The 18,520-nt window shown below is 30.4% G+C and carries 17 protein-coding genes; 12 read left to right on the top strand and 5 right to left on the bottom strand.

From position 1 onward, the window contains the following. The first annotated feature begins 45 nt into the window (after nucleotides 1-45). The 12 genes from Q3223_RS00990 to Q3223_RS00935 all read left to right on the top strand — a co-directional run bounded on the left by Q3223_RS00990 (nucleotide 46) and on the right by Q3223_RS00935 (nucleotide 12,245). A complete protein-coding gene (locus tag Q3223_RS00990; RefSeq protein ID WP_054271476.1) occupies nucleotides 46-1,407 on the top strand; it encodes an MATE family efflux transporter in 1,362 nt (453 codons plus the stop codon). A 94-nt stretch (nucleotides 1,408-1,501) separates the two neighbouring features. Beyond that, the gene (locus tag Q3223_RS00985; protein ID WP_054271475.1) at nucleotides 1,502-2,206 is read left to right on the top strand and encodes a GntR family transcriptional regulator; all 705 of its coding nucleotides are present in this window, start codon (nucleotides 1,502-1,504) and stop codon (nucleotides 2,204-2,206) included. A 200-nt stretch (nucleotides 2,207-2,406) separates the two neighbouring features. Continuing rightward, nucleotides 2,407-2,718: a PTS sugar transporter subunit IIB gene (locus tag Q3223_RS00980; protein ID WP_074179824.1), complete on the top strand. Its 312-nt coding sequence runs from the start codon at nucleotides 2,407-2,409 to the stop codon at nucleotides 2,716-2,718. Between the two features lie 22 nt (nucleotides 2,719-2,740). Next, nucleotides 2,741-4,048, top strand: coding sequence for a PTS sugar transporter subunit IIC (locus Q3223_RS00975; protein WP_054271474.1), 1,308 nt, complete (start codon nucleotides 2,741-2,743; stop codon nucleotides 4,046-4,048). 82 nt (nucleotides 4,049-4,130) lie between these two features. Continuing rightward, nucleotides 4,131-5,441 (top strand): 6-phospho-beta-glucosidase, encoded by a 1,311-nt coding sequence (locus Q3223_RS00970; protein ID WP_054271473.1) that lies wholly within the window; start codon nucleotides 4,131-4,133, stop codon nucleotides 5,439-5,441. Nucleotides 5,442-5,463: 22 nt separating this feature from the next. After that, nucleotides 5,464-6,195 (top strand): chitin disaccharide deacetylase, encoded by a 732-nt coding sequence (gene chbG, locus Q3223_RS00965; protein ID WP_054271472.1) that lies wholly within the window; start codon nucleotides 5,464-5,466, stop codon nucleotides 6,193-6,195. A gap of 12 nt (nucleotides 6,196-6,207) precedes the next feature. Further along, nucleotides 6,208-6,525 carry a PTS lactose/cellobiose transporter subunit IIA gene (locus tag Q3223_RS00960; protein WP_021385850.1) on the top strand — a complete coding sequence of 106 codons (318 nt, stop codon included), beginning with the start codon at nucleotides 6,208-6,210 and terminating at the stop codon, nucleotides 6,523-6,525. A gap of 467 nt (nucleotides 6,526-6,992) precedes the next feature. Then, entirely contained in the window at nucleotides 6,993-7,931 is a 939-nt protein-coding gene (locus Q3223_RS00955) for an ABC transporter substrate-binding protein (protein ID WP_054271471.1), read from the top strand. 123 nt (nucleotides 7,932-8,054) lie between these two features. After that, the gene (locus Q3223_RS00950; protein WP_219672858.1) at nucleotides 8,055-9,068 is read left to right on the top strand and encodes an iron ABC transporter permease; all 1,014 of its coding nucleotides are present in this window, start codon (nucleotides 8,055-8,057) and stop codon (nucleotides 9,066-9,068) included. A gap of 5 nt (nucleotides 9,069-9,073) precedes the next feature. Beyond that, nucleotides 9,074-10,096, top strand: coding sequence for an iron ABC transporter permease (locus tag Q3223_RS00945; RefSeq protein WP_074179820.1), 1,023 nt, complete (start codon nucleotides 9,074-9,076; stop codon nucleotides 10,094-10,096). Between the two features lie 14 nt (nucleotides 10,097-10,110). Further along, complete coding sequence (locus Q3223_RS00940; protein WP_407811469.1) at nucleotides 10,111-10,893, top strand: ABC transporter ATP-binding protein; 783 nt, start codon at nucleotides 10,111-10,113, stop codon at nucleotides 10,891-10,893. A gap of 11 nt (nucleotides 10,894-10,904) precedes the next feature. After that, nucleotides 10,905-12,245, top strand: coding sequence for an MATE family efflux transporter (locus tag Q3223_RS00935; RefSeq protein ID WP_054271467.1), 1,341 nt, complete (start codon nucleotides 10,905-10,907; stop codon nucleotides 12,243-12,245). Nucleotides 12,246-12,404: 159 nt separating this feature from the next. Here the strand turns inward: Q3223_RS00935 and Q3223_RS00930 are convergent, their stop codons facing one another. The 5 genes from Q3223_RS00930 to Q3223_RS00910 all read right to left on the bottom strand — a co-directional run bounded on the left by Q3223_RS00930 (nucleotide 12,405) and on the right by Q3223_RS00910 (nucleotide 18,440). Beyond that, a complete protein-coding gene (locus Q3223_RS00930) occupies nucleotides 12,405-13,568 on the bottom strand; it encodes a UxaA family hydrolase (protein ID WP_407811468.1) in 1,164 nt (387 codons plus the stop codon). A 12-nt stretch (nucleotides 13,569-13,580) separates the two neighbouring features. Further along, nucleotides 13,581-13,856 (bottom strand): UxaA family hydrolase, encoded by a 276-nt coding sequence (locus Q3223_RS00925; RefSeq protein WP_054271465.1) that lies wholly within the window; start codon nucleotides 13,854-13,856, stop codon nucleotides 13,581-13,583. Nucleotides 13,857-13,876: 20 nt separating this feature from the next. Beyond that, nucleotides 13,877-14,851, bottom strand: coding sequence for a 2-keto-3-deoxygluconate permease (locus Q3223_RS00920; protein ID WP_054271464.1), 975 nt, complete (start codon nucleotides 14,849-14,851; stop codon nucleotides 13,877-13,879). 269 nt (nucleotides 14,852-15,120) lie between these two features. Continuing rightward, nucleotides 15,121-17,028, bottom strand: a complete 1,908-nt coding sequence (locus Q3223_RS00915) for a sigma 54-interacting transcriptional regulator (protein ID WP_054271463.1) — start codon at nucleotides 17,026-17,028, stop codon at nucleotides 15,121-15,123. Between the two features lie 197 nt (nucleotides 17,029-17,225). Then, the gene (locus tag Q3223_RS00910) at nucleotides 17,226-18,440 is read right to left on the bottom strand and encodes an NAD(P)/FAD-dependent oxidoreductase (RefSeq protein ID WP_407811467.1); all 1,215 of its coding nucleotides are present in this window, start codon (nucleotides 18,438-18,440) and stop codon (nucleotides 17,226-17,228) included. Between the last annotated feature and the right edge of the window lie 80 nt (nucleotides 18,441-18,520).

Here is an 18,520-nt window from a genome sequence, read left to right as displayed (position 1 = left end):
CTGTATAAATAAATTTAAAATTTTATAATCTATAAGAGGTGGGAAATGAAAGATAGACTTGATTTAACAGAAGGAAGAATTACAGAAAAATTACTTAAACTATCACTTCCAATAATGGGGACTTCATTTATACAAATGGGATACAACATGATAGATATGATATGGGTTGGTAAAGCTGGAAGTAAGGCAGTAGCAGCGGTTGGAACGGCTGGATTTTTTCCATGGCTTGCAATGGCATTTATTATGATTTCTAAGGTGGGTGGAGAAGTAAAAGTAGCACAAAGTATAGGAGAAAACAATATAAGTGCCACCAAATCATATATAAAATCAGCAATAGAAATAAATATTATGTTAGCAATAATATATACAATATCTTTAATAGTGCTTAATAAACAGCTGATAGGTTTTTTTAAATTGGGAGATTTAGAAGTTATTACTATGTCTAGACAATATTTGATAATAGTAGCCTTAGGTATGGTATTTTATTTTATAAACCCAGTGTTTACTGCAATTTTCAATGGTCTTGGAAATAGCAAAACTCCTTTTTGCATTAATACAGTAGGATTAATAACTAATATTATACTTGACCCTATATTAATTTTTGGATGGGGTCCTGCTCCAAGACTTGGTGTAGCAGGAGCTGCTATAGCAACTGTATTTGCACAGATAGTAGTTACAATGTGTTTTTTATATATAGTTCTTAAGAGTAAAGAAGAATATTTTAGAATAAAAATATTTAGAAAAATAGAACTTAGATATTATAAAGTGTTGTATAAATTAGGTTTTCCCGTAGCGATACAGAATGGAATGTTCACAGTATTTTCAATGTTGCTAGGAGTAATCGTAGCATCATGGGGACCTGTTGCTGTTGCTGTTCAAAAAGTGGGCTCACAGATAGAAGCAATATCGTGGATGACTGCTGAAGGATTAGCAGTTGCATTAGGAAGTTTCGTTGGACAAAACTATGGTGCTAAAAAGTACTCTAGAATAAACAAGGGTTGTAAAATAGGTATAATTGTGTCTTCTATACTTGGAATAATAACTACTTTAGTACTAGTATTTGCAGGAGAGAGTATATTTTCTGTTTTTATAGATGAAAGTGAAGCTATAGAAAAAGGGGCAACTTATCTTAAAATCCTAGGATATTCTCAGTTTTTTATGTGCTTAGAGATAATTACAACGGGAGCTTTCAAAGGATTAGGGAGAACCTATATACCTTCTACTATAGTTACTATATTGACTGGTGCAAGAGTACCATTAGCTTACCTTATATCCAGACCAGAAATATTAGGTTTAGATGGTGTATGGTGGAGTATAACGTTATCAAGTATCTTAAAAGGGACACTAATGATAAGTTTATTTATATATTTACTTAAAGTTGGAAAGTTGTATAAGATGTCTGAATAAAATTAAAATTATCTTAAATGTATAGACATTTTCTTTGTTTGTATATAAAATTATCTTATTATGTAAAAGATTTAACTAATAAGGAGTGAATTAAATGAAAGAGCCAATTTATAAAGTTATAGAAAATCATGTTAGAGAATTAATAAATTCAGATAGTTTGAAGAAAGGGGATTTAATCCCCTCTGAAAAACAGCTAAGTGAGGAGTTTAATGTGACTAGAATGACTGTAAGGTCTGCACTAAATAACTTAGTAAAAGAAGGATATATAGCCAGACAAAGAGGTGTAGGAAGTATAGTTCTTGCAAATAATATATATGATAATATATCATCTGTCAGTGGATTTACTAAAGAGATGGAAAGTAAAGGATATAAAGTATCTAACATATTGGTATCTCTTGAGATAGTTCAGGCAGATGAAGAATTATCAAGTAGATTGAATATAAGTCTGGAAGAAAATGTATGGGAAATAAAAAGAGTAAGATTAGCAAATGATGCAAGAGTTTCATATATGATTACTTATATGCCAGTTAAGCTATTTCCAAATTTAAATAAGATGCATTGTGAAAATTCTCTTTATAATTTTGTTGAAGAAGTGTGTGGATACAAGATAGCTATGTCAGAGAGAGAAGTACAAGCTGTAATATCAAATGAAGAATGTATGGTCAACTTGAAGTTAGAAGAACCAGAGGCACTTTTATATATAAATCAAATCTGCAAGTTACAAAATAGTGAGGTTTTTGAATACTCACACACATATCATCATGGATATACTTTAACTTTGAGTGCTGTTGTCGAATAAAATTTAAATAAAATGAAAAAGTTTTCTTGAAATGTATATACATTTGATATATAATAATATCAAGAATTAAATGTATATACATTTAAAAATAAGATATATACATTGGAATAATAATTAATAAAAAAGCATACTTTAAATGTATAATTTAAAGAAATTATGACTTAAAAAATATTTAATAAATCTAATTTGGAGGGAAAAAAATGATAAAAATAATGTTAGCTTGTTCAGCAGGAATGTCAACTAGTTTGTTAGTTACGAAAATGGAGGATGCTGCAAAGGAAAACGATATAGAGGCGAAAATATGGGCTATATCAGAAGTAAACTTAAAAAATGAAATAGAAAATTGTGATGTCTTACTTTTAGGACCTCAAGTTAGATATGTATTAGGAAAAGCAACTGAAATGGCAAAACCACATAATATTCCAGTAGAAGTTATAAATATGATGGATTATGGAAGATGTAATGGAAAAGCTGTATTAGATAGAGCCATAGAATTAAATAATTCGAAATAAAGTTGTACTGGAGGATGTAAATATGGAAAAATTCATGTCATTTATGGATAAATATATAGTGCCTGTAGCTGCTAAAATAGGAGCTCAAAGGCACTTAGTAGCAGTAAGGGATGCATTTATAGCTATGATACCTATAACTATGGTAGGTGCATTAGGAACATTAATAAACAACTTGCCACTAAAAGCATATAAGAACTTAATGGCAAGTATATTTGGAGAAAACTGGACTACATTTGGAGGCGACCTTTGGTGGGGAGCAATAGGTACTATGGCAGTATTTTTAGTAATAGGTGTTGCCTATTTCTTAGCCAAATCTTATGAAAGTGATGGGTTACAGGCTGGACTTATAGCACTATCTATCTTTTTTATAATGGCTCCACAAATTGGTAAAATAGTTCCTGAAGGAGGAACTACAGCAGTTGAAGGATGGGGAATGATACAACAAACTTACTTAGGTACAGCAGCATTGTTCTCTTCTATATTAATAGGATTATTATCAACTGAGATATTTGTAAGATTATCTAAAGTAAAAAAATTAACTATAAAAATGCCAGATGGAGTTCCACCAGCAGTTTCAAGGTCATTTGCAAAGTTAATACCAGGAATGTTAACTATAATGATATTTACAGTAATAGGACTATTTATAAAGATGTTTTCAAATGGAAGTTTCTTAACAGATATTTTAAATACTTATTTAGGAGCACCACTATCAAATGTAGCTGATAGTCTAGGTTCTACAATGCTTATTGCATTTATAATTCATATACTTTGGACTGTTGGTCTTCATGGTGCAAATATAGCACTTCCTTTTACAGAAACTATACTTATGAAGTTAGGTGGAGAAAATGCCGCTTTAGCCCAAGCAGGAGCAACTGAAGGATACCATGTACTTGCAGGTTCATTCTTTGATGCATTTGTATATTTAGGTGGTTCTGGAATGGTATTAGGATTAATTATAGCTTTAATAATAGCAGGAAGAAGACGTAAAGAAATGATAGTATTAGGTGGGCCACCAGCAATATTTAATATAGGAGAACCATTAATATTTGGACTTCCAATAGTTTTAAATCCTATATTTATGATTCCATTTGTACTTGCACCAGTAATATGTAGTGCTGTATCATACTTAGCAATAGATTTTGGATTAGTAGCACCAGTAATTTTACCTAAAATACCTTGGGTGACACCTCCTATACTAGGTGGAGCAATGGCTACAGGCGATTGGACTGGTGGAGCTTTAGCACTATTTAATTTAATATTGTCAATATTAATATATATTCCATTCGTCATAGCATCTGAAAAAATGGAGGCTAAGAAACTAAAAAATTAACAACTAGGTAATTTTATACGCATAATTAATTTATCAAGTTGTATAGAATACACTAAATTATAGGTAAGGATGGTATAATGAGATGAAAAATGGACTAAAAATAGTTACAATCGGAGGAGGTTCAAGTTATACTCCTGAGCTTGTAGAGGGTTTTATAAATAGATATGAAGAGCTACCTGTAAAGGAATTGTGGCTTGTAGATATAGAGGATGGAAAAGAAAAATTAGAGATAGTAGGAAATTTAGCTAAAAGAATGGTAAAAAAAGCTGGAATAGATATGAAAATAAATCTTACATTAGATAGAAGAGAAGCTCTAAAAGATGCAGATTTCGTGACAACACAACTTAGAGTAGGTCTTTTAGATGCAAGAATTAAAGATGAAACTATTCCTTTATCTCATGGAGTTATGGGTCAAGAAACTAATGGTGCTGGAGGGCTATTCAAAGCCCTTCGCACAATACCAATTATATTTGATATAATAAAAGATGTGGAAGAATTATGTCCAAATGCATGGATGGTGAACTTTACAAATCCAACAGGAATAATAACAGAAGCTGTATTCAAATATACTAACTTTAAAAAATATATAGGTTTATGTAATGTTCCAATTCATCTAAAAAACGATGTTGCCAAACTATTTAATGTAAAAAGCGATAGAATAAGTATGGATTTTGCAGGTCTTAATCATATGGTTTATGGTTTAAATGTATTTTTAGATGGAGAAGATGTTACAAAAGAAGCAATAGATAAGTTTGTTAAAGCAGATATAAGTATGCAAAACATAAAGGCAATTGACTTTAATTCAGAATTTATAAAATCTCTAGGTGCAATACCTTGTCCATATCATAGATATTATTATAAAACTAAAGAAATGCTTGAAGATGAGTTGAGGGAGTTTAAAGAAGGAAAAGCCAGAGGTCAAGTAGTTAAAGAATTAGAGGAGCAACTATTTGATTTGTATAAAGATGAAAAACTAGATATAAAACCACCTCAGCTTGAAAAAAGAGGGGGAGCTTATTATAGTGATGCAGCTTGTAATTTGATAAGCTCTATATACAATGATAAAAAAGATATTCAAGTAGTTAATACATTAAACAATGGTGCTATAAGAGACTTTAAAGACGAGCAAGCTGTAGAAGTCAGCAGTGTAATAACAAAAAATGGTCCAAAACCACTAAGTATGGGATACTTACCAGATTCTGTACATGGGTTAGTAAGTCAAATTAAGTCATTTGAAGTATTGGCAGCTAAAGCAGCTGTATATGGAGATTATGAATCTGCCCTTTTGGCACTTTGTATAAATCCATTGATTCCTTCAGATGATTTGGCGAAAACTATATTAGATGAAATGTTAGAAGCTCATAAGGATTATCTTCCTAGATTTAATAGATAATCTATAGAAAGTAGGTTGTGGTATGACTAAAATTATAATAAATGCAGATGACTTTGGCTATTGTGAAGCTGTGAATTATGGTATAATATCAGCTCATAATAATGGAATAGTGAAGTCTACTTCTATGATGGCGAATATGCCTGGAGTAGAACATGGAGTAAAATTACTTAAAGAAAATAAGTCTTTAAATTGTGGCGTTCACATGACTTTAAGCTGTGGTAGACCATTATTATCTGACTTAAAAACTATTGTTGACAAAGAAGGTTTTTTTATTAGAAGAATTACAGACGAAATTATTAAAAATATGGATTGTGATGAGATTTATAGAGAACTTTGTGCTCAAATAGATAAAGTAAAAGAACTTGGAATAGAAATATCTCATCTGGATAGTCACCATCATATCCATACTTTAGTAAGTTTAAAGCCAGTGATAGAGAAGATTGTAAATAAGTATGACCTTCCAATAAGAGGCGGATTTGAATATAATTTAGAGTATTCAAAGGTAGTTCCATTAATTGATAGTTTTTATAAGGAAAATGTAAGTGAAGAGTTTTTTATAAAAAATATAGACAAAATAATGAAGTATGATGTAGTGGATATTATGTCTCACCCAGCTTTTTTAGATGATTATATTTTAAATTCTACATCTTATGCAATTGATAGAACAAAAGAGCATAAGATACTTACATCTAAAGGAGTCAAAGAATTTTTAGAAAAGAATGGATTAGTCATATCAAGCTATAGAGATATTTAGGAGGTAGAATATATGGATGAAAAAATGATAGAAATATCTTTTGGAATAATTGGATTTGCAGGGGATGCAAAAGGATTGGCATTTGAAGCTATAAAAGAAGCGAAGAGTGGGAATATAGACAAAGCTAGAGAATGTATTGAAAAGTCAAAAGAATCAATTCATAAAGCTCATAAATTCCAAACAGAACTAATACAAAACGAAGCTAGTGGTAATAAAACTGATATAAGTGTTATACTTATTCATGCACAAGACCATTTAATGACGTCTATGAATTTTCAGCAATTAGCAGAAGAATTTATAGATGTATATGAAAGATTAGAAAATAAGTAATTTAAAGCATTTATCATAAAAAGAGTATCTGTAATGATTTATTATAATTATTACAGATACTCTTTTTATTAAAATAGAATTTACTAATCTATTATGCTTTTATCCATGTTTTAAAATTTAGACTTCTCATAATTATAAGGTATACTAGTGCCAACAACTACATCTTCAATTTTTTCAATAATAAGCCAATCATCCATATTTTAAATCCTTCTTACTAAAGATTTCTTTATAAATTGTATTTTATCATTGTTTAACTGAAAAGTCATTCTGTCTATATAAAAATTCAAGTTTTAAATTATTGTTTAATATGAGAAAACCTTATCTGTAGTATATATAATTAAGATTAATTAGGAATTTTTATCCTTTTACAAAATAATATTGACTAAAAATAGAAAAATGCTATAATAAATATGTGCTTATGATAATCAATATCATATAAATATAATAAACAAGTAGGAGAAAAAATCATGAAAAAAATAAAATCACTTGCAATATTTATATCTATTATAACTACGCTAGTACTTGTTACAGCATGTTCAGATAAGAATGCAGAGAATGAAGATAAATCAGATACAAGGGTTGTACAATCTGTTAAGGGAGAGGTTAAGATACCATCAAATCCTAAAAAAATAGTTGATATATCAGGAAGTAGTGAAGAACTATTATTGGTAGGCCATAAACCTGTTGCAACAGCAAATGTAGACTCATATGAAACTGATAAATTACCAAGTTACATAAGAGAAGAACTTAAAGATGTAAAAATAGTTGGACACTCAATGATGGATACTATGGATATGGAAGCTATATTGGAAGTAAATCCTGATTTAATAATAATGAGTCAAAGACAAGAGAAAATATATGACCAATTAAAAGAAATAGCACCTGTAGTAATGATGAAAGATTATGCAAATGACTGGAGAAGTAAGTTAACTGATGTTTCAAAGTTATTTGATAAAGAAGAGGATGCTAAAAACTGGTTACAGAAGTATGATGAAAAGGCTACAAAATTGGGTAAAGAAGTTACGGAGAAAAATGGAGAAAAAACTTACTTACCAGTATTAGCTAGTTCAGGTCAATTTATGGTATTTAGTGATGGTGGAATAGGAACTTTAATCAATGATGATATGAAGCTAGCTAGACCTAAGAACATGCCTAAACAAGATGGAATAACATTGCCAATGGTAAGTATGGAAGGTCTAACAGATATAGATGCAGACCATATAGTTGTAATTGCCACAGAAGCAGATAAAAAAGATTTAGAAAATAGTGCTATCTGGGCTCAAATAAGAGCAGTAAAAGATGGAAATGTAACAATACTTGACGCAGCGCCATTTTTTAGCCAATCATATAATCCAATCGGAAAAGAGTTATTATTAGAATCAGTTAAAAATGAATTAACAAAGTAATTCTTAACTTAGTAGGTGTGAGATAATGATATTCATTTTTCACACCTATTTTTAATAAAACTTAGAAAATATTTAATAGATATTATTATACTAACAATTAAAAGGGAGAAGGAGGTAGGATAATTGACTAAGTTTAATAAAAAAAATTTAACTTATTTGCTGATATTAATAAGTCTAGTTGTACTTGTGCTTGGAATTGTATTATCCATAGCTATTGGGGCAAAAGATATGAATCTGTCAACTGTTATAGATAGTTTAATAAAAATGGAAGATGGGATAAATATGAGAATAGTAAAGGATGTTAGACTTCCAAGAGCAATAGCAGCAGCACTTGTTGGAGGCTTTTTAGCAGTTTCTGGGGCAATAATGCAGGGGATAACAAGAAATCCTATAGCGGAACCTTCTGTTATAGGTATTACACAAGGGGCTACATTTGCAATTGCAATATCACTAGTGCTTCAAAAAACACTTCCTCAGCTTATACATGGAAATCTTAGTGTAATGATGTTTGCATTTATTGGAGCAAGTATAAGTGGATTATTTATATATTTTATAAGTTCTAAGTCAAGAGGAAGAGTTAATAATGTAAAATTAGCTCTTGCAGGAGTAGCACTTGGGACACTACTAATTTCTTTAGCATCAGCGATATCTATGTATTTTAATCTATCTCAACAATTGAGCTTCTGGATATCAGGAGGTCTTGTAGGAGTGAATTGGGAAGGTGTAAAGTTATTATTTATAGCTGGTGGTATTGGATTTATATTAGCTATGGTTATGGCTCCAAGAATAACTATATTAAGCCTTGGGGAAGAAGTAGCAATAGGATTAGGTCAAAAAACTAACACTGTTAGATTCATATGTATAATACTCGTAATATTAATGACTGGAGCATCTGTTTCAGTTTCTGGTAATATTATTTTTATAGGTCTTATAGTCCCTCAAATAGCTAAAGGAATAGTAGGTTCAGATTATAAGTATATAATACCAAGTTCTTTAGTTCTAGGAGCTGTATTGCTTGTATATACAGATATATTAAGTAGGATTATAAATCCTCCATATGAGACACCAGTAGGTTCTATAACAGCACTTATAGGAGTGCCAATATTTATATACCTTGTTAGAAAGGGGGAAAAATAAGTACTATGAAAAATATTATGAAAAACAATTCAAAAACATTGCTTGTTGTATCCATTTTAGTGGTACTTATTTTTATCACTTTTCTAGTGAGTTTAAACATGGGTTCATTTTCCATAGAACCAATGGATGTTATAAAGACTTTTTTAGGGCAAGGTCAGCGTAATCATGAAATTGCAATATTTAAATTGAGATTACCAAGAATAGTAATAGCTCTTTTGGTTGGTTCAGCATTATCAACAGCAGGTGTAATACTTCAAGGTGTTACAAAGAATGATTTAGCAGACTCTGGTATTTTGGGGATAAACTCAGGCGCTGCATTATTTGTAGTCGTTTATATATACCTTATGAATGGGAATGTTTATGAAGGAATGAGTAATCTTACCGTATTTACAATGCCAGTTGTTGCACTTGTAGGAGCTTTATTTGGAGCTTTTCTTATATATTCTCTTGCATGGAAAGGTGGTATAAATTCTTCAAGATTACTACTTATTGGTATAGGTATAAACATAGCTTTCACATCGATTTTGACGATATTCCAATTGAAGTTTACAACACAAGAATTTAATAGAGTCATGGCATGGACATCAGGTAGTATTTGGGGAACTAGTTGGAAATATGTGATAGCTGTACTTCCGTTTATAGTAGTTTTTATGGGTATAACTATATATAAAGCAAAGTATATAGATGTTTTAAACTTGGGTGACGAAGTATCTACGAGTCTTGGTGTAGAAGTAGAAAAACAGAGAAGAAGACTTATAATATATGCAGTAATTTTATCAGGTGTATCTACAGCAGTAGCGGGTAGTATTTCATTTTTAGGTTTAATAGCTCCACATATAGGTAGAAAAATAATAGGACCAAAACATAAAAGATTAATACCAGTATCAGCACTTATAGGGACATTATTACTTTTAGTTGCAGATACGATATCTAGAAATATTCTGGCACCTATAGAGATACCAGTGGGTATAGTGGTTTCTATAATAGGAGTGCCATACTTTATTTATTTAATGTTGGCAAATGATTAAGAAAGGGTGTTGTTATGAACTGTATAAATACTAAGAATTTAAATATATCATATGGAAATACAGATATTGTAAAGAATTTAAATTTGAATATACCAAAAGGAAAAATAACTACTATAATAGGGGCTAATGGTTGTGGAAAATCAACAATACTTAAAACTATAGGAAGAATTATTAGCCCTAAGAGTGGAAGTATATATATAAATGGAAAGGACATCCATAAAAAGAAATCCAAAGAAATAGCAAAAGATATGGCTGTACTTCCACAAAGTCCTCAGGCTCCTGGTGGTCTTACTGTTTCAGAGTTAATTTCTTATGGAAGATTTCCTCATAAGAGTGGGTTTGGTAATTCTAGCAAAGAGGACAGAGATATTGTAAATTGGAGTTTAGAAGTTACTGGAATTTCAGATTTTAAAGATAGAAATATAGAAGATTTATCAGGAGGGCAAAGACAAAGGGCATGGATAGCTATGGCTTTAGCACAAGAGACTGATATATTACTACTAGATGAGCCTACAACATATTTAGACTTAGCTCATCAGTTAGAGATACTAAAATTATTAGATGAATTAAATAAAAAACAAGGAAGAACTATTGTCATGGTAATACATGAACTTAATAATGCAGCGAGATTTGCTGACCACATGATAGGTATTAAGAAAGGTAAAATAGTTTGTGAAGGTGATGCACATGATGTTATGACGAAAGATAATCTAAAAGAATTATTTAACATTGATGCAGAGATAGCAACAGACCCAAGAACAAACAAACCAATTTGTATAACTTATGACATGGTATAAATGGTGACAACATGGAAAATCAAGAAGCATTAAGACATGAAAAAATATGGATTTTATTATTTAGATATTCGATACCTGCAATAATAGCAATGATGGTAACTTCACTTTATAATGTAGTAGATAGAGCATTTATTGGCTCTATGGAAGGCATTGGTTCCATAGCTATTGCAGGTCTTGGTGTAACTATGCCAGTATTCACACTAATAATAGCTTTTGGGATGCTAATATCGGTAGGTGCTAGTACAAGATTGTCTATCAAGCTAGGTGAAAGAAATAAAGAAGAAGCAGAAAAGATATTAGGTAATGCTTTGACATTATCTATAATTATATCTTTAATAATAACTGTATTAGGGTTAGTTTTTTTAGAAGATATACTTTTTATTTTGGGTGCAAGTAAAGATTCAATCTCTTATGCAAAAGACTATATGAGTGTTATATTGGTTGGAAGTATATTTAATCTAGTTGCATTTTCTCTTAATAATGCAATTAGGGCAGAAGGTAATCCAAAATTAGCAGCAAGGACAATGATTGTAGGTTGTGTACTAAATTTAATATTAGACCCTATATTCATATTTGTGTTTGATTTAGGTATAAAAGGAGCAGCTATAGCAACAGTACTCTGTCAAGTTGTAGTATGCATTTGGGTAACACAGTACTTTATAAGAGGGAAGTCTAATTTAAAACTAAAAAAGTGTAATTTAAAGTTGGATAAAGATATAGTGAAAAATGTATTTGCAATAGGTATGACACCTTTTGCTATGGAAGTAGCTATAAGCATAACTCATATGTTTACAAATAATTCTCTAAAGGCTTATGGTGGAGATTTGGCTATTGGAGCTATGACAGCACTTACATCTATTTTATTGATGTTTATGATGCCTGTGTTTGGTTTGAATCAAGGTATGCAAACTATAATATCATACAATTATGGTGCAAAACAATATGAGCGTGCAAAGAAAACTTTAATACTATCTATTATAGTATCAATTGTTATATTATCATTTGGATTTTTAGTAGTACAAGTTTTTCCAGAAGTATTTGTAGGTATATTTAATAAAGATTCAGATTTAATGGAAATAGCTGTAAGAGGTATAAATATAAATCTAATTACATTGCCTATAATGGGAATTTCCATTGTAGGGCCTGTATATTTCCAATGTATAAGTAAGGTTAAACATTCTATGTTTTTAACTCTTTTAAGACAATTTATTTTATTTATACCATTAATTATTGTACTTCCAATTCAGTTCAATTTGGATGGGGTTTGGTTAGCACAGCCAATTGCAGATTTTATTGCTATGATAATTGTATTGTTATTCTTAAAAAGGGAATTTAAAACAAGTCAAGTATAGATATATATAAAAGTAAAAGGTCTATCTAGAAATAATTTTGATTATTGAGAGATAGACCTTTTTATATATTTCAAATTTTATGTTGAAGAATAGTATCTTGTATATTTATAGAGGGAGTATATCTATATAAAGATATTTTATTATTATATTTATCAGATATTAAAATGTAGAAGCAATTCTATAAATACCAAATTCTCTATGACCAAGACTTTCAGCTTTAGTATATTTACCGTTACAGACTTCTACTATTTCGTTGAATATTTCTTGACCTATATCTGCTATTTTAGCACCATCTGTTATTATTCTACCAGCATTTATATCTATATTGTCTGGCATTTTGTTGTATGTACCACTATTTCCAGTGATTTTAATAACTGGAGAAATTGGGCTTCCTGTTGGAGTACCTCTACCAGTTGAAAAGATTACGATTTGCGCACCACCTGCTACCATACCAGTAATAGAATCTATGTCTTGTCCTGGTGTATCCATAAAATACAGACCTTTTTTATCAGAAGGTACAATATCGGCGTATTCAAGAGCACCTTTGAATGGTTTGTTACCCGCTTTATACATACATCCAAGTGATTTTTCTTCAATTGTTGAAAGTCCGCCAGCTTTATTACCTGGAGTAGGTTGACCACTACGTAAATCTTCTCCCATGGCAATTGCTCTCTTTTCTACATCACTTACAAATTTAAGAAACTTATCTTTCATTTTTTCATCTTCAAAACGAGTAGCTAATAAATGTTCTGCACCAATTACTTCTGTAGTCTCACTTAGTATACTGCTTCCACCCTCATCTACAAGAAGGTTTGAAGCGACTCCAATTGAAGGATTTGAAGCTATTCCACTTGTTGGGTCAGAACCACCACATTCAAGTGCTAATGTAATTTCGCCCATATCGAACTCAACCCTTACTTCTTTTGATACTTCACGAGACATTTGACCTATTATTTCAGCTCCTTTAGAGACTGTTTTTAATGTTCCACCACATTCTTGTATAACAACATAATCTACTTTTTTTCCTGTTGTAGCTATCTCAGAAGCTAAGTCTTTTGCTTGAATACCATCACAACCAAGACCAACTACTAAAACTGCGGCAACATTAGGATTTTTCCCAAAGCCTATCAATGTTTTTGCTGTAAGTTCTATATCAGAACCAATTTGACAACATCCATGTTGATGAGGTATAGCTATTGCTCCAGGTACAAGTGATGCTATTCTTGTAGCTGTCTCACTTGAACATACAGATGTTGGAATAACTAAAATATGATTACGAATACCAAATTGTCCATTTTCTCTTAAATAACCCATTAATTTCATTTTAATTACCTCCTATTTTTTGTCTCCACGACCACGTGTACTTTCAATATTATGTACATGAACATAATCACCAGTTTTTATGTCAACTGTTGCGATTCCTATAACTTCACCATATTTATAGACAACATCACCTTTTTTTACATCCTCTGTAGCCATCTTGTGAAAAACAGGGATATCATCATTTACTATGTAAGATTCTCCATCAATTGAAACTTTTTCACCTTTAACTAAAGGTCTAACACATGTAACTAGATTATCTTTTTCATTTGCATGAATAATTGCATTCATTACTTTTACCTCCTTAAATATTAATTTACTTCAATGTTTTTATTTGCTTTAAAAATAGCTTTTTTCCTTTTTTCTCTCTTATCTAAATAAGAAACCAACATTGGACAACATATTGCTGTAACAATGATAGCAGCAGCAACCTGCACTGTTGAAACGGCTGCAATTGTCGCTAGAGTAGGGTCTATAGCAGCTAAAGCTTCAGGAGTACCAGCTGCATTACCAGCTGTTGTACCAGTAGCTGCACCTACTGCTGGATGCTCTGCACGTATAAGTTTCATTACAAAATATCCACCCATACCAGTTATTAGAGTAACTCCTAAACCAAGACCAACCCCAGGTAATCCAGCAGTTATAATTTGATTAAAGTTTAATGCTGCTCCTAAAGGAAAAGCAAAGAAAGGAATTAATAATGTTGTACCAGGTGCAAGGAATTCTCGTATATCTTCATCAAGATTTCCAAGTATAAATCCAAGTAATATTGGTATAAGTGCTGCAAATAGTGCTACTATAGGTACATTTGCAAGCCCAGTCACTCCAAAAGCAAGCATTGTGAAAAAAGGACCATCATTTAGTGATAATATAGATATTGCTCCAACATCTGTAGAGTCTCCATATTCCCCTGCAAGTGCAGCAAATAGACCTCCATTTGAATTAGTCATGGTAGCAACTATGGCAAGAGGTGTAATACCAAGTATACCTTTAGGTCCTATAAATTTACTGACAATAATACCTAATACTGCACCAATTACGAATTTTGTTGCTGTAAGTGCTATTCCTTTAGTCAATGGTTTACCAGCTTGTCTAATGTTAATTTGAGCTCCATTACATAGACAAAATAGAGCAAGTATACTCATTGCACCAGTTTTAAATAAGGATGTTGTGAATCCTCCAATTTCTAGAGCTTGTGGACATACTGTATTAAATAGTGCTCCCAATAACAGGGGGCATACCATAAGTCCTCCTGGCATCTTTTTCACTGATTTCAAGATGTGCATTTAGTATCACTCCTTTTTATTTTTATATAAGTATCTAAAAGCAATTACTATGCCAATATATAGATTTTATGTTTTAAGTTATTATGATTATTTTTGCTGATTGCTTGAAGTGCTGTAGAATACTTAGAACTAAAAGTATAATTGTGTAAATCTTAACATTGAAAATAATTATTTCATTATGCAATAATATTTCTCAGTGAAAACAAATAAACGTCTTATGTATTAAAATTAAACATAAAACGTTTCGATATATTAAGTATGTATTATTTTTAAACATCACTTTCAATTTCTTTTAACTTTCTCCATAGAGTAGAGCGAGTTATTTTTAGAATTTCACAAGTCTTTGTAGTGTTTCTATTGTTTTCGTTGTAAATTTTATAGATATATTTTTTTTCTAGTGTCTTTAAATCTAAGTTATTACATTCAAAATTATTATTTATATTATCTATATTGCTCGTATTATCTATATTATTTATATACTCGCTGTTATATTTTTCTAACAAAATCGAGTCAAATGATTCTACAATAACAGCTCTTTCCATCATTCCTTCTAATTCTCTTATATTTCCTTCATATTCTCGTTCGAGAAGTACTTGCTTAATATTTGGAGTGATAATTAAAGGGGTTTTGTTGTATTTGATTGAGTATTTATGTATAAAAAATTCTGATAGTTTTAATATATCTTCTTTTCTTTCTTTTAATGAAGGGAGATATAGTGTTAAGATATTTATTCTAAAATAAAGGTCTTGTCTAAATAAACCATCACGCATCATATTTTTTAAGTCTTTATTAGAAGCACAAATAATTTTTACATCTATAGGAATGACTTTATCACCACCAATTCTCATAACTTGTTTTTCCTGTAAGACTCTCAATAGTCGTCCTTGAAGTTCAAGAGGAATTTCACTTATTTCATCGAGAAAAATTGTACCCTCATGTGCTAGTTCAAATACACCTGCTTTGCCTTTTTTTCTCGCACCTGTAAATGAACCTTCCTCATAACCAAAAAATTCACTTTCTATTAAAGATGGAGGTATAGCAGCACAATTTACAGCTACAAAAGGTGCATTTTTACGTTTACTATAGTTGTGTATGCTTTGACAAAACAGCTCTTTACCAACACCTGATTCTCCAGTGATAATCATAGGGGTGTCATAACAGGCATATTTCTTTGCAATTTCTATGCAATTTTTCGTTTTTTCACTAGCATGAATTATGTCATCGAAAGTGTATTTAGCAGAGAGACCTTTATTTAATAGACTTCTTCTTATTGTATGCTCAAAAGAACTTATCTCCTTGCTATCTTGAAAGGTAGAAACAGCTCCTTGGATTTGACCATCGACGATGATTGGAACTCTATTTGTTATGATTTTTGTACTTCCTATATTTTGTATTTCACCAATTTGTGGCTCCATAGTTTCAACTACTTGAGGAAGGACTGTATTTGGGATTACATCTATAATGTTATGATAAAGTGCATTCTCTTTTTTTATACCAAATATTTTTTCTGCACTCTTATTAAATAATGTGATTATAAAATTTTTGTCAACAGTTATTATGCCATCATGTACAAAATCTGTCATAGCTTCTATCTGTAATCTTCTTTTTTGTTCATCTTTGGTTGCATCAAGTATTTGTTCTGCTTGTTGAATGGCTCTAAGTATATTTTCTTCCCTAGATTCGATTAATATCCCCTTGCAATTGAGTCTTTTAACAATATGTGCAACAGTAGTATCTCCTATGTATGTGTTGATACCTTTTTTTCTGTATTTCTCTATAGCATCATAAATCTCTTCTTCTTTTTCAATTTCAATCATAGTTATTTTCTTATTTAATATTTCTTCTATGATGTCAAAACCATAGATTACATTATTAAATCCAATTATTCCAAATGGCTCATTAGAGTTTTTTACTTCTTTATAGCTTTCTATGATATCATAAGCATCTACTTTAATCTCAACTATAGGTATGTTGTAAGTAGCTTTTAGCATATTGTAAGTACCACCTCGGCTTATGATGATTCTAGTTCCATGATTAATACTTTTTTCCGCAAGAGGTATCCCTTCTTTTAGATTACCAAATACAACATCAATATTTGTATAATTGTATTTTTTAACTATATGAATTGATTTTTCATAGGTTCCTTTAGTGGGAGCAATAACGAGTATTTCTTTCATAATAATTCCTCCATTTTTCATCAAATAAACTTAAATATTATACTGTGACTAAAATTTATCAGTTATATTTTAATATTTTACTTTATATTTAATTATAAATAAAGTGTTTTTAAAAAGAGCATTATAAAAGACTGTATAAAAGTTAGATTTTAGAATTCTAAAACTTCTTTTTTGTACAGTCTTTTAATGTGTAATATCTATTTATCAAATCTATTTACTCTAAATAATTTCATATTTTTATTTTCTTTACCAAGATACAATTCACTCAACATTATACCACCCAATATTGCAAAGAGTATTCCATTGGCTCCATAACCTAGGCAATACCATAGATTGTGGTTTTTGTTATCTGGTCCAATAAACCCTAAATTGTCTAAAGTAGAAGCAAAGCAACCACAATATTTATATTCAATCTGTATATCCTTTATATCCTTAAACATGCTTTTCAATCTTTGTTCTAAAATATCATACTTTTTATTAGCTAAAGTTTCATTTTCTATATCATCAAAACTTACATCCTCGCCACCTATAATTAATCTATTATCTTTTGTAGTTCTTAGATAATTATATGGGTCGCAGTTATCTCTAATTAGAATATTGTTTTTCCAAGAATCTATGTTTTTAATTGGCTTTGTTGCTATATTAAAAGTATTTGACTTAGTTGCAAAGTTTCTTTTGGTAAATAAACTTGTATTGTATCCTGTAGCTACAATTAGTTTTTTTCCATGAACTTTATAACCATAAGATACTTCAGCAGTTACTTTATCATTTGCGAAATCTACTTTTTTTACTTCTGTATTTTCATATACCTGAAGACCATTTTTTAGACTTACATCGATTAAATGATGACTGTATTTATATGGGTCCAATTCTCGTCCTCCGTTTTTTGCTATTAATCCTGATTTCAAATCAAAACTAAAAGGGTTTGTAGATTCATCAATATATTCAACATCAAATCCATTTTCTTTTCTTAAATTATATTCTTCTTTTATAGCCTTAATTTCAAGCTTATTAGCAGTGTAAAGTAGAGTATCTCTTTTAGCATAATCACACTTATTTCCATATAGTTCTATAAATTCATCTAATTCTTCAAGTGCTGATACACAAAGATTGTATGCTTTTACTGCATCAGTTAAAGTCATAACTTCTGTTAAGTCTATCAAATTGTCATCTAATTCGTATTGCAAAAGAGAAGTGGTTACACTAGTGCTTCCGTGTGCAATCCTTCCTTTTTCTAGAATGACTGATTTTATATTGTTTTTAGCTAGATAGTAAGCACAAATGCATCCAGTAACACCGCCACCAACAATTATAACATCAGTATCAATATCATCAGTAAGATATGGAAATTGTTTTGGTATTTTGTTTATATTGGTAAAAATAGGCTTTCCTTTTACATATTCTTGATTCATATATTTCACTCCTAACATTTATTATGTATGAGTGTATTATTTTCTATAGCAAATAATATTATACATTTTAATTATCTAGA

This window comes from Clostridioides sp. GD02367, assembly GCF_045900275.1.
Lineage (GTDB): Bacteria > Bacillota > Clostridia > Peptostreptococcales > Peptostreptococcaceae > Clostridioides > Clostridioides difficile_A.
The sequence above is the reverse complement of the archived record's forward strand: the minus strand, read 5'-3'. Positions and strand labels throughout refer to the sequence as shown.

Excerpts from the sequence above, each read along its gene's own strand:
- Q3223_RS00990 (WP_054271476.1), top strand. The coding sequence starts at position 46 with ATGAAAGATAGACTTGATTTAACAGAAGGAAGAATTACAGAAAAATTA.
- Q3223_RS00985 (WP_054271475.1), top strand. The coding sequence starts at position 1,502 with ATGAAAGAGCCAATTTATAAAGTTATAGAAAATCATGTTAGAGAATTA.
- Q3223_RS00980 (WP_074179824.1), top strand. The coding sequence starts at position 2,407 with ATGATAAAAATAATGTTAGCTTGTTCAGCAGGAATGTCAACTAGTTTG.
- Q3223_RS00975 (WP_054271474.1), top strand. The coding sequence starts at position 2,741 with ATGGAAAAATTCATGTCATTTATGGATAAATATATAGTGCCTGTAGCT.
- Q3223_RS00970 (WP_054271473.1), top strand. The coding sequence starts at position 4,131 with ATGAAAAATGGACTAAAAATAGTTACAATCGGAGGAGGTTCAAGTTAT.
- chbG (WP_054271472.1), top strand. The coding sequence starts at position 5,464 with ATGACTAAAATTATAATAAATGCAGATGACTTTGGCTATTGTGAAGCT.
- Q3223_RS00960 (WP_021385850.1), top strand. The coding sequence starts at position 6,208 with ATGGATGAAAAAATGATAGAAATATCTTTTGGAATAATTGGATTTGCA.
- Q3223_RS00955 (WP_054271471.1), top strand. The coding sequence starts at position 6,993 with ATGAAAAAAATAAAATCACTTGCAATATTTATATCTATTATAACTACG.
- Q3223_RS00945 (WP_074179820.1), top strand. The coding sequence starts at position 9,074 with ATGAAAAATATTATGAAAAACAATTCAAAAACATTGCTTGTTGTATCC.
- Q3223_RS00940 (WP_407811469.1), top strand. The coding sequence starts at position 10,111 with ATGAACTGTATAAATACTAAGAATTTAAATATATCATATGGAAATACA.
- Q3223_RS00935 (WP_054271467.1), top strand. The coding sequence starts at position 10,905 with ATGGAAAATCAAGAAGCATTAAGACATGAAAAAATATGGATTTTATTA.
- Q3223_RS00930 (WP_407811468.1), bottom strand. The coding sequence starts at position 13,568 with ATGAAATTAATGGGTTATTTAAGAGAAAATGGACAATTTGGTATTCGT.
- Q3223_RS00925 (WP_054271465.1), bottom strand. The coding sequence starts at position 13,856 with ATGAATGCAATTATTCATGCAAATGAAAAAGATAATCTAGTTACATGT.
- Q3223_RS00920 (WP_054271464.1), bottom strand. The coding sequence starts at position 14,851 with ATGCACATCTTGAAATCAGTGAAAAAGATGCCAGGAGGACTTATGGTA.
- Q3223_RS00915 (WP_054271463.1), bottom strand. The coding sequence starts at position 17,028 with ATGAAAGAAATACTCGTTATTGCTCCCACTAAAGGAACCTATGAAAAA.
- Q3223_RS00910 (WP_407811467.1), bottom strand. The coding sequence starts at position 18,440 with ATGAATCAAGAATATGTAAAAGGAAAGCCTATTTTTACCAATATAAAC.